The following is a 14512-nucleotide window of genomic DNA, read 5'->3' on the forward strand; positions in this document are numbered from 1 at the left end:
TTTAAAAAAATAAAATTTTATTTTCTTCAAATTATCATTATTATTGTGTAGCTAACCACCTAAGTAATTATATGAAGACAAAACTATTTTTACTCTTTTTCCTTTTAATTAATATCACTATTTATGGCCAGGTAAAAGTAGGTGATAATCCATCTTTGATTGACTCATATTCTATTTTAGAATTAGAAAGTACTAATAAAGCGTTAGTTATAAGTCGAATGTCAGAGGTACAAATGAATGCTATGTCTCCACTTAGAGGAGCATTGGTATTTAATACCAATGCAAACTGCGTGTTTTTATTTGATGGATTAATTTGGAAAAATCTGTGTAACTCTAATATAAAAGTTACCACAAACACTACTCCACCAACAGACAATAACATTGGTGATTTTTGGATTAACGACTCAGAGAATAACTTAACAAGTATTTGGGACGGCTCAAATTGGATCTCGATAGACAACAACCCTAGGAGAGGCTCGGGACCTCCGAATGCAGCATCAGCTGTAAACCCAATTGCTGGTGATGTATACGTAGATAATACTAAAGGTTATATATATGCCTTTGATGGTGCTAACTGGGTAAATTCATACTTCACACTAATGGCAAATAACGGATTATTTATAGATAGTAGCAATACTGTACAATTAGGTGGTGTACTAATTAAACCTACAACTATAGAAACCAATACTATAAACACCCTAGCCATAACAGGTTTAAAAGACGGAAACTTAAATGAAGATGAAGTAATTACAGTTAATCGAGCAAATGGTACTTTAAGAAAAGTGCCTTCTTCACGATTATTTAATGAAGAAGTTTCTGAAATTACTGCCTTTGATGGACAAGTACAGTTCAGCCCACCTTTAACTATTGAAGATGCTAAAAAAGTGAATGTATACCGAAATGGTGTTCGTATTGACTTCACTGTCATAAATACAAATACCATACAAATTGAACCTGGGGCTACTTGTTACCTAGGTGATCAAATAAGAATCATACAATATTATTAACTAAACCAAATTATTAACTTTAAAATAATTAATTATGACTAAAATTACAAACAATTTTAAATTAGCTCTAGCTGCAATCGCTTTTATAAGCTTTGGTGCAGTAAATGCACAAACTGCAGGAGGTGCAACTACTTCTCTTGGAAAAGGAAATGAAGCTATAGCTGATGCTCAAGGAGGGCATGTTAGAGTTATTGATAACAAAGGAACAAAAAAATTTCTTACTTCAAATAACGGTATTACAATGTTTACTGATAACGCTCCAGATGGAGGTATTGTTACAACTTGGCAACTTGGAGGTACTTTAACTGAAAGTACTATTATTGATACTAATGGTCAGACATTTGCTATTACTGGTACTGCTGATGCATCAGCTGACGCGGCTGCTACGGCATATGATGCAACTGGATATACCTTAGTTGTGAGAGACGAAGCTACAGGAGAAATGAAAAAACTACTGGTTACCGATCTTATTACCAGTGGTCAAACATATTTTACTGCTGCTAATAACCAACTTACATATGATGTTTCTGCAGTAACTGCCACACCAACAATGACTGGGGCTCAAATCCCTTTACCTGAATACAGTAAAGTGTGGGTTTATAGAAATGGGGCTAAATTAATTGCAGGTGTAGATTACACAGTAGCTGCTAGTACAGTTACACTTGACCCTACTGGTAGTGTAGGTGGTGCTTGGGCTGTATATGCAGGTGACATTATAGAAGTTCAATATTATAAATAATTAATTTTTTACCGAAAATTATCTTAAAGTTAAATAAAGAAAAGTTGGTTATAAACACCAACCAACTTTTCTATTATAACTTCCTACCAATGAACTAATAATTATTTTAATATACATCGTATAAATGTCTCAAAATTTAAAACATATATTCTCATTTTTTATCTTATTATTCTGTTTTGTTTCTTCATCTTTCGCACAAGAAGTTAAGGTTATTGACAATAAAGGAACCATCAGTAATATAAAGAATACACGTGTTTTTACGGGTACAAAACCGGCAGATACTGACGCGGTTACCGGTGATATATATTTTGATACATATCCCAACCCTACTTTAATAGAAATTTGGGATGGAGATAATACAGAATGGAGATCAATAACTATTGATAATACCCATACAGGTGCCACAGGTTCCGTTTTTTTTGCAAATACCGATGGCACACCAACTGAAAATAATTCTCAGTTTTTTTTTAACAATACTAATAATCGATTTGGAATCGGAACAAATACACCAACAAATAAACTTCAAGTTTCAGGTGCAATTAGATCCGCTGGAATGTTAAACTCAGATGGTAATGTAGGAGAACCTGCTTATCGTTTTAATGACGACACTGACACAGGAATGTATAGCCCCTTTCAAGACGACATAAGTTTTGCTGTAGGCGGAATTGAAGCTATAAACATTGAAGAGACCTCTAACGTAACAAAAGTTACGATTAAAGAAAACTTAGAATTAGATGGTACTTTATTAGATATTAATAACAATGCAGGAACGGCTGGCCAAATACTATCATCAACAGCTACTGGTACTGATTGGATTGATAATACGAATACACCTAACACCGTAACAGAATCTACAAATGTAACCGCAAGAACACCTGCTACTTTTGCATTTCCTGTAGATTATACAGCTGTAGAGGCTGATGTTTTTATATATTCTGTTGCATCTGGTAACCATAAAGATATTTTTATATATAACGACGGCGCTTGGATTCAAATAACACCAATCAAAGCGGCTAAGACATTTTATTTACCACCGATTGAAATAAATATTCAACCACTTACATCAACTACTACTGTAAATATTTATTCAGAATATTTAGATCAATTTAGTACTCCAGAAGTAGTTAGTTCAGGAGCCCCCAGTCAGATCCACGCGTATAATAGCGATGAATTATATTATTATGTGACATCATATGATAATAGTGCAGGTCTTATCAGTTCAGTAACCATAGATACTAATGGGGTTATGACAATAAACTCTTCAATACCAATTATTTCAACATCAGTATTATTTAATATTGTTTTAGTTATTAAATGATAAAACAGAGAAAACATATCATACTCCTATTTTTAGTGAGCATAAGTATGCTATGCTCAGCTCAAGCTGCGTTTCAAAACTTTGGCGATATACAATTGCATAACAATGCTAAAATAGGTTTTCATACCGATTTAATAAACAACGGAACTTTTAATAACAACAAAGGACTCACTGGTTTTTACAGTGATGACATTACTAGAGTTGTTACGGGAAATAACATGCCTGTTTTTTATGATGTTGATATAAATACCTATAATGATTTAGAGCTTCAAATTTCTATGGGAGTTACTAATGAATTAAGTTTTATAAACGGTAAAATATTAACGGATAAAAACGATTTATCTGTTTCTTTAAATTTTATAAACCACAATTTTTATGCTGGTGAAGATGATGATAGGTATGTTGATGGCTATTCTCAAGTTGAAGGCTTAAATGAGTTTACATTTCCTATAGGAGATGATAATCGAATAAGGCCTATGATTTTACCAGAACAAAATCAGAATACTACATTTAAAGGAGCCTATTTTTATGAAGATCCTAACGCTCCCATAACATTTAGTACTTCTTTTTTAACAGATCAGAAGCAAGTATTCATTGAAAATATAAATACAAATGAATTTTGGGACCTAGACGGAGCTACTGAAACTACTATAACATTAACTTGGGATGTTTTTAGTAACATACCTGGCATGACAGAAAACATCGAAAATTTACGTGTTGTTGGCTGGAGTAGTGTAATAAATAAATGGGTAGATCTTGGTCGTATCGCTGTATCAGGTAGTGTTACTAAAGGGCAGGTAACCTCTAATAATTTTATACCCGATAATTACGATGTAATTACAATAGGTTCTAACTTTTCTGATGGTAACCTAGACAATGTAAACATTATATTTACACCTAACGGAGATACCACAAACGAAACTTTAGTATTTGAAAGTTTAGATCAGTACAAGAAAAATACACTTGAAGTATACAATAGATGGGGTAATATTGTATACAAAAAAACGAATTACAAGAATAACTGGAACGGAAAGTCTTTTGGTAGAGCAACTATAAAAGCCAATAATGATTTACCAGTAGGTACTTATTTTTATCGTTTAAGGTTTGGTGATGATAGTCTATCTAAAATACAGAGAGGTTGGGTGTATATTCATAGGTAAAACTATTACTCTATAAATGCTTTTTTTGGTGTTGTTGGATTGTATCCAAAATCTGCATCAGGCAACTCTATTTCTAATTGACTTATTATAAAACCTATACTAGCAAAATGATGTACCGCGTGGGTATGTGCTTGTATTAATGCACTTGCTAAAGTATAATTTGCCGTAATTTTACCTGTTCCTAAATCATCTGTAACAGCTATAATAATATCATAATCTGTAATTTCTAAAGTATGTAATTGCCTAAGTACATCGTTAAAATATTCAATTCCGAATTTAGTTTGTTCTTCTGCTAACTGATTTCTTTCTCTATCTGAAAAATCAACAATATTATCTTCTAATCCGTTAAAAAGACAAGCAAAAACATCTAAAACGTGCCGCATATTAGCACCAATACTCGAATAGTATGGAGCAATTGATTTATTACTGTATTGCTCATCAGAAATAGCATTTAATAATTTTATTCCTCTTTGCAGATTTTTATCAATAGCTTCAATCATTTTTCACTAGGGGTTTAATAGTAATATCTATAAATATAGACTTTTTTAAGTCTAAAATAAAGTATTTCACAACTATCACATAACACACTGAAAAACAACACCATACCGTTAAAAAAACAAATCCTAATACTTAATTACAAATAGGAAAATATATTTTTGGCACGTTCTTTGAAAAATATCAATCAAATGCGGAAGCCGAAAAGCAAATAGAGTAAGCGAAACCCTAAATTTATTAATTATGAAAAAAGGGATACTTTTAATATTAGCAATTATGTCATTAGCATCAGTGAGTGCTGAAAACATAAATACATCAACAAATAAAGTTGAATCTGTAAATCGTTATAACGACGCAGTTACCTTTATCGAAAGAGATATACAGTTTCACGTATTTTTAAATGGAGATTTTGATTTTGACACACACTATAATAACACAAGATATAATGGTGTACGTATAGAGCGAGATCGTAGCGGAAAAGTAAGAAGAGTTGGTAATGCTTTTATCAATTATGATTCTAGAGGAAATGTAAAACGAATTGGTAGTATTTATATTGATTATAGATATGGAAAACTATCAAAAGTTGGAAATTTAAATATTAAGTATGATCGTTGGAACAATCCTCGTTTTTATGGAAACGTAAGGTATAATAATCATTATAATGATGATGTATATTACAGCAACGGAGGTATAGATATTGATATTAACATTGGTAGCATATTTAATTATAACGATGCGTATTTTTACAAAAGAGACTTTAGAAAGAATTACAGAAAGTATAGAGAAGATAAAAAATTCTTTTATTACAGAGCCGTTCCTAATGCAAAAACCGGAAAAAGAGGTAAGCTTATAAAGAGGCGTAAAAATAAAAATTATTCAAAAAAATATCACAAAAAGAGAACAACTCCTGAGCAAAAAGGAAGGTCTAAAAGGAATAGATAAAAACAAAAAATCCTCATCAATTATGATGAGGATTTTTTAATAGTATTTATTGCCATTATTTAGCAACATTAACAGCTCTTGTTTCACGAATCACAGTAACTTTTACTTGCCCTGGATACGTCATATCATTCTGTATTTTTTGTGAAATATTAAATGATAATTCAGCTGCTTTAGTATCATTTACCTTAGCACTTTCTACCATTACTCTTAATTCACGACCTGCCTGTATAGCATATGCTTTTTGCACACCACTAAATCCGAAGGCGATATCTTCTAAATCTTTTAAACGTTGAATATAAGAATCTAATACCTGACGACGTGCGCCTGGTCTTGCTCCTGAAATAGCATCACAAACCTGAACGATAGGTGATAATAAACTCTTCATTTCTATCTCGTCGTGGTGAGCTCCAATGGCATTACAAACATCTGGTTTTTCACCAAACTTCTCTGCCCATTGCATTCCTAATAAAGCATGCGGTAATTCACTTTCTGTTTCTGGCACTTTACCAATATCATGTAATAAACCTGCACGTTTAGCTGCTTTAGCATTTAAGCCCATTTCTGATGCCATAATACCACAAAGATTTGCTACTTCACGCGAGTGTTGTAATAAATTCTGACCATAAGAAGAACGGTATTTCATACGTCCAACTATTTTTATTAATTCAGGATGTAAACCATGAATTCCTAAATCGATAACAGTACGTTTACCAACTTCTATAATTTCTTGACTAATTTGTTTTTCTGTTTTCTTAACAACCTCCTCAATTCTTGCTGGGTGAATTCTTCCGTCTGTTACTAATTTATGCATTGATAAACGAGCAATTTCTCTACGAACAGGATCAAAACAAGATAAAATAATTGCTTCAGGTGTGTCATCTACAATAATTTCTACTCCGGTAGCGGCTTCTAAAGCACGAATATTACGTCCTTCACGACCAATAATTCTACCTTTAACATCGTCTGATTCTAAATTAAAAACAGATACACAGTTTTCTACAGCTTGCTCTACTCCTACTCTTTGTATTGTATTTAATACAATTTTACGAGCATCTTGTTGCGCTGTCATTTTAGCTTCTTCAACAGCGTTTTGTACAAACGACATTGCATCTGCTTTTGCTTCATCTTTTAAAGATGAAACTAACTCTGTTTTCGCATCTTCTGCTGATAAGCCAGAAATTTGCTCTAACATATCTACCTGACGTTTGTGTTGTTTCTCTAAATCAGATTCTTTTTTATCTAAAAAATCTAATTTATAATCAAAGTCTGCTTCTTTCTTCTCTACAGATTTGTTTAATTTTTTATTTTTATCTAATTCAGAAGAAACTTGACTTTCTTTATCTCTAATTCTCTTCTCAACATCAGACATCTTTTTTTCTCTAGAAAATATTACCTTTTCATGCTCTGATTTTAGCTCTATAAACTTTTCTTTGGCTTGTAATATTTTATCTTTTTTTATTGCATCAGCCTCTACTTTGGCCTCTTTTACAATATTTCTCGCTTGCTTTTTTGTTTCTTGTATTAATTTATTAGCGGCCGATTTTTCTAATACCTTAGCGATTACAAAACCTATTGCTATACCTATAATTCCTGCTAATACAGGAAATAATATTCCATCCATAATTTTAATTTGATTGTATAAAAAAAGCCTACATTAATATGGGTTTTATAAACTCCGAAAAAACAGGTTTAGGACTAACTGGCTTATCAAGGATCCGATCTAAAATCGGCTTGCTTTACGAACCAAGACTCATCCTTTCTAAATAAATAGTGTTGAGTTTAACAAACAATGTACTAATGTAGGCAGTATATTAATAATGTATTTTAAAGAACGTTACAAATGCTTATCTAACAAGTTAGCTAAATCATTTATTTTATTTATTACTTCAGTATTTTCTTTAGTATTGGTTAAAGATACTATTTCTGATTTCGATGCAAATTGCAATGCGCACATTGCCAATACATCTTGTTTATCTGATACTGCATAACTTTGTTCAAACTTAGCAATTAAATCGTTAATGTTTTTTGCTGCACTACGCATCCCTTGTTCTTCATCTGTGTTTTCTACACTCAACGGGTACGTTCTTCCTGCAATTACTACATTAACTTTAATCTTTGCCATGTAAAGAACTTTTTATGAATTCAAAAGAGTAATGCATTTATCAATCTCTCGAACTAATGTATTTATTTTGAGTTTTGTTTCTCTTGTATTTTCGTTACTGCCTTCTATAGTTTTAGCAATTTTTAGCAATTTATATTCTTCTTGCTCTTTATTTAATTCTTGCTGTTTTTCTTGTAATAAAATTTGTAACTCTGCATTATTTTGAAGCAATACTTGGTTTTCTTCTTTTAAAAATTCATACCTCGAAAGTAGATTTTTTAACTTATCTTCCAGTAAATGAATTGCTTCTAAAGGGTTACTCATTTATTTGTGAGAATAAAACTATACTTACAAAGTTATCAATATAGAACTTAAATAACAACTATTTTAATGTTTTTTTAACAACACTACTGATTATAAGACATCTAAGTGTTTTAGCTTATTTTTAGTATTTTTGTTTTAAAACCGCTATATCTTGAAATTTTATTTTTCTATTATTTTTTTAGTATTCTATTATACAGTTAATGCACAAAAGCAATACCCTAAAAATTACTTTACTTCTCCTTTAAAAATACCGATTGTTTTATCAGGTACTTTTGGTGAATTAAGAAGTAACCACTTTCATTCGGGTATCGACATTAAAACTCAAGGTAAAGAAGGTTTACCAATTTACGCAGCCGCAAACGGATATGTTTCTCGCATAAAAGTATCGCAATATGGTTTTGGTAAAGCAATATACCTTAAACACCCTAACGGATATACAACTGTATACGCGCACCTTAAAAATTTTAAACCTGTTATTCAGAAATACGTTAAAGGAATTCAGTACAAGAAAAAGAGTTATCAAACGGGTAACATATTTCCGAAGCAAGATCAATTTCCTGTTAGCAAAGGTCAAATTATTGGTTATAGTGGTGACACTGGTGGCTCTGGCGGACCACATTTGCATTATGAAATTAGAGATACTAAAACAGAGCGTATTATAAACCCTTTACATTTCGGAATAACTGTAACTGATGATACGTCGCCTAGTATTAAAAAAATAATGGCTTATCCTTTAAACGAACAGTCACGAATTAACAACTCTAGTTTAAAATCGGTCTTATCATTTAAAAAAATCAGTAAAAATAATTTTATCAGCGAAAGTATTACTGCTAGCGGAATTATTGGTTTCGGAATTAGTGTTTTTGATAGATTAAATGGCGCTTTAAACAAAAACGGAATTTACAGTTTAGAGATGAAAGTAAATGGTAGCAGAGTTTATTATCACGATGTTGAAACTTTTTCTTTTTCTGAAAGCAAATACATCAATTTATTAATTGATTATAAACACTACAAAACGTACAGAAGTAAAGTGCAAAAAACACATAAGGTAGATGCCAACAAATTAAGTTTATATGAAAACTTAATAAACAATGGTAAAATACTTGTTGAAAAAAACGCAAGCTATAATGTTGAAATCATTGCTAAAGATTTTAAAAACAATACTGCCTCTGTTAAAATACCTGTAAGAGGTGTAGAAAGTAATTTAGTATATCAACAAAAAGACACTACAAATTATAAAATTGTTGCTAAAAACTTTCAAAAATTTACGCTTAACAATGTAACCGTTGCTTTTCCTAAAAACACTTTTTACGAAGATTGTTTTATCTATTTTTCTTTTAAGGACGGTATTGCTAAAATTCATAACAAAACAAAACCAATAGACAAGCGCTACACATTAACTTTCGAAACCTCTTTTTTAAACGAGCAACAAAAACAGCAAGTATATATTGCCAATGTTACAAACACTAAATACCCCAGGTATGTTTCTACAAGAAAAAATATCAATAAAATATATACTACCACGAAAATTTTAGGAGATTACACATTGCTTTATGATACTGAAAAGCCCACCATTAAGTTGTACAATTTTAATGACAAACAGTGGATATCAAAAAATAAAACTTTAAAAGTAAAAATTAAAGACAGCGATTCTGGTATAAAAAATTACCGTGCAACCATAGATGGTAGCTGGGTATTAATGGAATACAACCATAAAAAAGGAATTCTTACGTACGATTTTACAGATAAAAAGTTGGTTGGTAGCAAACATCTTTTTAAACTTGTAGTTTCTGACAATGTTGGAAATATAAAGACTGTTACCGCAACATTCTTCAAAAAATAAACTATAAAACCCTTGAAAAAACTACTTTTTTTACTGCTATTCCCTTCATTAATTTTTGCTCAAAAAACAGCAATTGTAAAAGGTACCATAACTAATAAATTTAACATTCCTATAGAAGGTGTGGCCATTACATACCTATCTGGAGGAACTACAACCAACGCCAACGGAGATTATACTTTTACCATACCCATGCGTAAAACGGTTGCCGTAACATTTAGTCACGTTTCCTACAAAACGGTTACAAAAAAATTTACTTCAAGAGGTAAAAAAACATTTAACTTCTCTCCTTCTCTTACTTTTAAAACAGAACAATTAGAAGAGGTTAGTCTTAAAAACCTAAAAAAGGAAGCACAAGGAGTTACAAAAATCGACACAAAAAAAGTTAAGAAAATTTTAGGTGCCAACGCAGGTGTAGAAAATATTTTAATGACCCTGCCAGGTGTTAGCAATAATAACGAATTAAGTACTCAATATAATGTTCGTGGTGGTAATTTTGATGAAAACTTAGTATATGTAAACGGCATAGAAGTATATCGTCCGTTTTTAATACGTTCGGGGCAACAAGAAGGCCTTAGCTTTATCAATCCGCAAATGGTGCAAAATATTAATTTTTCCGCAGGCGGATTTCAAGCAAAATACGGCGACAAACTTTCTTCTGTTTTAGACATCACGTATCGCAAACCAACGGAATTTGGTGCGCAACTAGATGTTAGTTTATTAGGCGGAAGTTTTACGATAGAACATGCTTTTTTAAATAATAAGTTAAGTGCCATTGTTGGTGTTCGTTATCGCGATAACAGTTTGTTTGTTAACAGTAAGCAAGTAGATGTAAATTTTAAACCAACTTTTACCGACGTACAATCTTTTTTAACCTACAAAGCAACCGATAAAGTTACTTTCAATTTTTTAAGTAACTTTTCTTTAAATAATTATAATTACGAACCATTAACAAGAAAAACACGTTTTGGTACGTTGGTAAATCCGTTAGAATTAATTGTTTTTTATCAAGGGCAAGAAAAAGATCAATTTAAAACACTTTTTGGTGCTTTTTCTACCGATTATCAAGTAAATGATAACTTAAAAATTACAGGAACCATTTCTTCTTTTAATACGCAAGAAGAAGAATATTTTGATATTGCCGCTTCTTATAATTTAGGAGAAGTGGATAGTAATATTGGATCTGAAAATTTTGGAGAGGTCGCTTTTTCACAAGGAATCGGGTCGCAAATTAACCATGCCCGCAACGATTTAGATGCCTTAATAAGTAATATTCAACTTAAAGCCACTTTAAAAGATGGTAAAAACGAATGGAAAACAGGCGTAAAATATCAAACAGAAAATATAAAAGATCGCATACGTGAATGGGAAATGATAGATTCTTTAGGTTTCACCGTACGTCCGCCAAACCTTACTGGTAACAATCAACCTTACGAACCTTTTGCAGGACCCATCGAACCATTTAATACTGTTAGAGCAAATAATGATGTAGATATTAATCGTGTTTCGGGTTTTTTACAATTCAGCAGAAAAAGTAATTGGAAAAATCATCAAATATGGATGAATGTTGGTGTACGCGCTCATAATTGGAGTGTAAAAACCGCTAACGAAAGCGCTGAAAATCAAATTATATTTAGTCCAAGAGCTCAGTTTGCTATCAAACCAGATTGGGATAAAGATATGTTGTTTCGAATCTCTGGTGGTTGGTATTCTCAGCCTCCGTTTTATAAAGAGTTAAGAGGTTATGACGGTCAAATTAATCCGAAGGTAAAAGCCCAAAAATCAATTCATTTAGTTGCAGGTAATGAGTACAGTTTTACCATGTGGCAACGTCCTTTTAAACTAACAACCGAGTTGTATTATAAAGATTTATCTGATGTAAATTCGTATTCGGTAGACAATGTTCGTATTCGTTATAGAGCGGATAATGTAACTGATGCTTATGCCTACGGATTAGATATTCGTTTAAACGGAGAATTTGTACCTGGTAACGATAGTTGGGTAAGTTTTGGTTACTTAAAAACCGAAGAAAACATCAACAATCAAGGATATATTGCAAGACCAACTGATCAGCGCTTAAAATTCGGTGTTTTATTTCAGGATTATGTGCCTAATATACCTGATTTAAAAGCCTATTTAAATATTGTTTATAATACAGGGCTTCCGGGTGGCGCTCCTGCTTATTCAGATGTATATCAATATCAAAATAGATTAAATGATTACAAACGTGCTGATGTAGGAATATCCTACGTATTTACAGACGCCAACAAAAAAAGACCGACTGGTTTTTTGCGTAATTTTAAAGAACTAACTGCTGGTTTAGAACTTTTTAATTTATTTGATATCAGAAATTCGATAACCAATACCTGGGTTCGTGACGCCTACAGCAAACAACAATACGGAATTCCGAATTACATGACAGGTAGAGTTTTAAACTTAAAAATAGGAATGCAGTTTTAATATTCTTGAAACCATCCAACAAAAAAACAAACTACTGATTTAAAACAACTTAACTAAAATTAACTACATATATTATCAATCATTTTGTATATTTGGTAGTATATGAAAACTGAATCAACACCAAAAAAAGTAATTTCTGTAAAAAAAACATTGCATAGAAAAAAAGTAGTTTTATTACTAACTTTTAAATATGATGATGTTATAATTAACCATATTAGGAGTTTAAAAAAATTTACTTGGAGTAAAACTCTACAAGGATGGGTTAGCCCTTTTACTGATAAAACATTTTCTGACATACAACATCTTTTAAGTGATATTGCTGATATTAAAGTAGATGAATCGGTTACTAAAAAACTATATCACAGAGGTGTAAAAACCGAACGTAAACTTACAAGCGCGAACAAAGAAATTATTCGGAATTATGTGAAATATTTGCGAGGTAAACGTTACAGTGAAAGCACGGTGCTTACGTATTTTACTTTTATTGCTGATTTTATTGATTTTAGTCAGCCTGCACCAATCGAATCACTCACCAATAAGAATGTTGAGCTATTTATTGAAGCCATTTTTATTACCAGGAACTACAGTATAAGCTCGCAGCGACAATTTATAAGTGCTTTAAAATTGTTTGTTGTTTATTATCCTAAATGTAATATTGAGTCACTTACTTTAGAAAGACCTAAAACCTCGAGGAAATTACCTTCCGTTTTATCACAACAAGAAGTTGTAACCTTATTACAAGTTACCAAAAACTTAAAACACCGTGCTATTTTGGCAATGTTATATTCTGCCGGATTACGAATTGGAGAATTAACCAAACTCGAGTTAAGACATATTGATGTTACTAGAAGACAATTATTTGTACAAAACGGAAAAGGAAGAAAAGACCGGTATGTAATTTTAGCAGACAGTTTTTTACCTTTATTACAAAACTATATTAGCACTTATGTGCCGAAACGTTTTTTTGTTGAAAGCCCAACCGGAACAAAATATTCTGAAAGTAGCATTCGAAAATTCTTGCACACCTCTACCCGACTTGCCAACATAAAAAAACATGTTACTCCGCATACATTAAGGCACAGTTATGCTACACATTTATTAGAAAACGGTATTGGTTTACGTCATATTCAGGAATTATTAGGCCATGCAAAGCCAGAAACGACGATGATTTATACACACGTAGCTAAAAAGGATTTATTAGAAATAAAGAGTCCGCTAGACACTATATTATTGAGCCTACAAAAAAACACTTCAGAATCAGATCAGTTTTTAAACTCTAGAAAGGTTTAAGAAAAATAATGCCAATTATTTTTATATATTAGTAGCTCTTAAAAAAACATTTTATTGCTATGAAATGCATTTTTTAAGAGCTGATAAACAAGAACAAAAGTTCCTTTTATCGGGAACTATATATTAAAAAAGAGGAAGTTATTTCTCTATATAACGAGTTGCAAGTAATGGCGGAAAATTACTCAGACGGAAAAAATTCTGAGTTGAAAAGCAAAAAATTAATTGTGGAATAATTATAATTTAAATTACGTTTTTCTGTCAACACTGGAAAAATAACAATCACAAGTTTAGAGCAGTTTTACGGAATTCTTACTCAAACGCAATTTTAAACATTGTCTAAAAACGGAGCTGAACGCAGAAAATTACTCTTGCGGAATTTAGCAACTTTGCGGAGTTGAAAATCTTTGCGGAATTATTTACTCAAACGCTGAATTTTGAAAATATTAGAAAGCAAAAAATGGAATTATTAACCGAAAATCACAACTTGCAACAATGTGCATAATTTATTGCGGTTACAGTTTTTCCTGCGGAAAAACCTCGCAAGCGTAAAAGTCTGTGTTTTATCTATTATTTTTTCGCTAAATTTACGCAACAAACTATAAGCACAAAGCCGTTGCCCACAATAGCGGAAATCACTCAGACGGAAACAATTCTGAGTTAAAAAGCAAGAAATTAATTGTGGAATAATTTTAATTTAAATTACGTTTTTCTGTCAACACTGGAAAAATAACAATCCCAAGTTTAGAGCAACTTTACGGAATTCTTACTCAAGCGGAATTTTAAACGTTGACAACAACAGAACTGAACGTAGAAAATCACTCTTGCGGAATTTAGCA

Annotated in this window: 12 protein-coding genes and 1 other RNA gene; 8 read left to right on the forward strand and 5 right to left on the reverse strand. The window is 31.6% G+C overall.

The annotated features are described in order from the left end of the window. Positions 1-71 precede the first annotated feature (71 nt). The 4 genes from RRF68_RS04765 to RRF68_RS04780 all read left to right on the forward strand — a co-directional run bounded on the left by RRF68_RS04765 (position 72) and on the right by RRF68_RS04780 (position 4224). The gene (locus RRF68_RS04765) at positions 72-1007 is read left to right on the forward strand and encodes a hypothetical protein (protein WP_218773334.1); all 936 of its coding nucleotides are present in this window, start codon (positions 72-74) and stop codon (positions 1005-1007) included. Positions 1008-1041: 34 nt separating this feature from the next. Then, entirely contained in the window at positions 1042-1746 is a 705-nt protein-coding gene (locus tag RRF68_RS04770) for a hypothetical protein (RefSeq protein WP_218773335.1), read from the forward strand. Positions 1747-1870: 124 nt separating this feature from the next. Next, positions 1871-3064, forward strand: a complete 1194-nt coding sequence (locus tag RRF68_RS04775) for a hypothetical protein (RefSeq protein WP_218773336.1) — start codon at positions 1871-1873, stop codon at positions 3062-3064. A gap of 47 nt (positions 3065-3111) precedes the next feature. After that, positions 3112-4224, forward strand: coding sequence for a gliding motility-associated C-terminal domain-containing protein (locus RRF68_RS04780; RefSeq protein ID WP_218773337.1), 1113 nt, complete (start codon positions 3112-3114; stop codon positions 4222-4224). 5 nt (positions 4225-4229) lie between these two features. Here RRF68_RS04780 and RRF68_RS04785 read toward each other — a convergent pair whose 3' ends face one another. Beyond that, entirely contained in the window at positions 4230-4724 is a 495-nt protein-coding gene (locus RRF68_RS04785; protein ID WP_218773338.1) for a DinB family protein, read from the reverse strand. A gap of 238 nt (positions 4725-4962) precedes the next feature. Between RRF68_RS04785 and RRF68_RS04790 the strand changes: the two genes are divergently transcribed. Beyond that, entirely contained in the window at positions 4963-5661 is a 699-nt protein-coding gene (locus RRF68_RS04790) for a hypothetical protein (RefSeq protein WP_218773339.1), read from the forward strand. 55 nt (positions 5662-5716) lie between these two features. Here the strand turns inward: RRF68_RS04790 and rny are convergent, their stop codons facing one another. From rny to RRF68_RS04810, 4 genes are all read right to left on the reverse strand, one after another. Beyond that, positions 5717-7282 carry a ribonuclease Y gene (rny, locus tag RRF68_RS04795; RefSeq protein WP_218773340.1) on the reverse strand — a complete coding sequence of 522 codons (1566 nt, stop codon included), beginning with the start codon at positions 7280-7282 and terminating at the stop codon, positions 5717-5719. A 49-nt stretch (positions 7283-7331) separates the two neighbouring features. After that, a non-coding RNA gene (ssrS, locus tag RRF68_RS04800) (6S RNA) lies at positions 7332-7440 on the reverse strand. Positions 7441-7495: 55 nt separating this feature from the next. Beyond that, a complete protein-coding gene (locus tag RRF68_RS04805) occupies positions 7496-7783 on the reverse strand; it encodes a cell division protein ZapA (RefSeq protein WP_218773341.1) in 288 nt (95 codons plus the stop codon). Between the two features lie 12 nt (positions 7784-7795). After that, positions 7796-8086: a hypothetical protein gene (locus RRF68_RS04810; RefSeq protein ID WP_218773342.1), complete on the reverse strand. Its 291-nt coding sequence runs from the start codon at positions 8084-8086 to the stop codon at positions 7796-7798. A gap of 151 nt (positions 8087-8237) precedes the next feature. Here RRF68_RS04810 and RRF68_RS04815 point away from each other — a divergent pair, with 151 nt between their 5' ends. From RRF68_RS04815 to RRF68_RS04825, 3 genes are all read left to right on the forward strand, one after another. Next, the gene (locus RRF68_RS04815) at positions 8238-9929 is read left to right on the forward strand and encodes a M23 family metallopeptidase (RefSeq protein ID WP_315945172.1); all 1692 of its coding nucleotides are present in this window, start codon (positions 8238-8240) and stop codon (positions 9927-9929) included. A gap of 12 nt (positions 9930-9941) precedes the next feature. Then, a complete protein-coding gene (locus tag RRF68_RS04820; RefSeq protein WP_315945173.1) occupies positions 9942-12386 on the forward strand; it encodes a TonB-dependent receptor plug domain-containing protein in 2445 nt (814 codons plus the stop codon). Between the two features lie 102 nt (positions 12387-12488). Next, positions 12489-13676, forward strand: a complete 1188-nt coding sequence (locus RRF68_RS04825) for a tyrosine-type recombinase/integrase (protein WP_218773344.1) — start codon at positions 12489-12491, stop codon at positions 13674-13676. The last annotated feature ends 836 nt before the right edge of the window (positions 13677-14512 follow it).

It is taken from the genome of Tenacibaculum sp. HL-MS23, assembly GCF_032463465.1.
Lineage (GTDB): Bacteria > Bacteroidota > Bacteroidia > Flavobacteriales > Flavobacteriaceae > Polaribacter > Polaribacter bernardetii.

Excerpts from the sequence above, each read along its gene's own strand:
- rny (WP_218773340.1), bottom strand. The coding sequence starts at position 7,282 with ATGGATGGAATATTATTTCCTGTATTAGCAGGAATTATAGGTATAGCA.
- RRF68_RS04810 (WP_218773342.1), bottom strand. The coding sequence starts at position 8,086 with ATGAGTAACCCTTTAGAAGCAATTCATTTACTGGAAGATAAGTTAAAA.
- RRF68_RS04765 (WP_218773334.1), top strand. The coding sequence starts at position 72 with ATGAAGACAAAACTATTTTTACTCTTTTTCCTTTTAATTAATATCACT.
- RRF68_RS04780 (WP_218773337.1), top strand. The coding sequence starts at position 3,112 with ATGCTATGCTCAGCTCAAGCTGCGTTTCAAAACTTTGGCGATATACAA.
- RRF68_RS04790 (WP_218773339.1), top strand. The coding sequence starts at position 4,963 with ATGAAAAAAGGGATACTTTTAATATTAGCAATTATGTCATTAGCATCA.
- RRF68_RS04770 (WP_218773335.1), top strand. The coding sequence starts at position 1,042 with ATGACTAAAATTACAAACAATTTTAAATTAGCTCTAGCTGCAATCGCT.
- RRF68_RS04775 (WP_218773336.1), top strand. The coding sequence starts at position 1,871 with ATGTCTCAAAATTTAAAACATATATTCTCATTTTTTATCTTATTATTC.
- RRF68_RS04785 (WP_218773338.1), bottom strand. The coding sequence starts at position 4,724 with ATGATTGAAGCTATTGATAAAAATCTGCAAAGAGGAATAAAATTATTA.
- RRF68_RS04825 (WP_218773344.1), top strand. The coding sequence starts at position 12,489 with ATGAAAACTGAATCAACACCAAAAAAAGTAATTTCTGTAAAAAAAACA.
- RRF68_RS04805 (WP_218773341.1), bottom strand. The coding sequence starts at position 7,783 with ATGGCAAAGATTAAAGTTAATGTAGTAATTGCAGGAAGAACGTACCCG.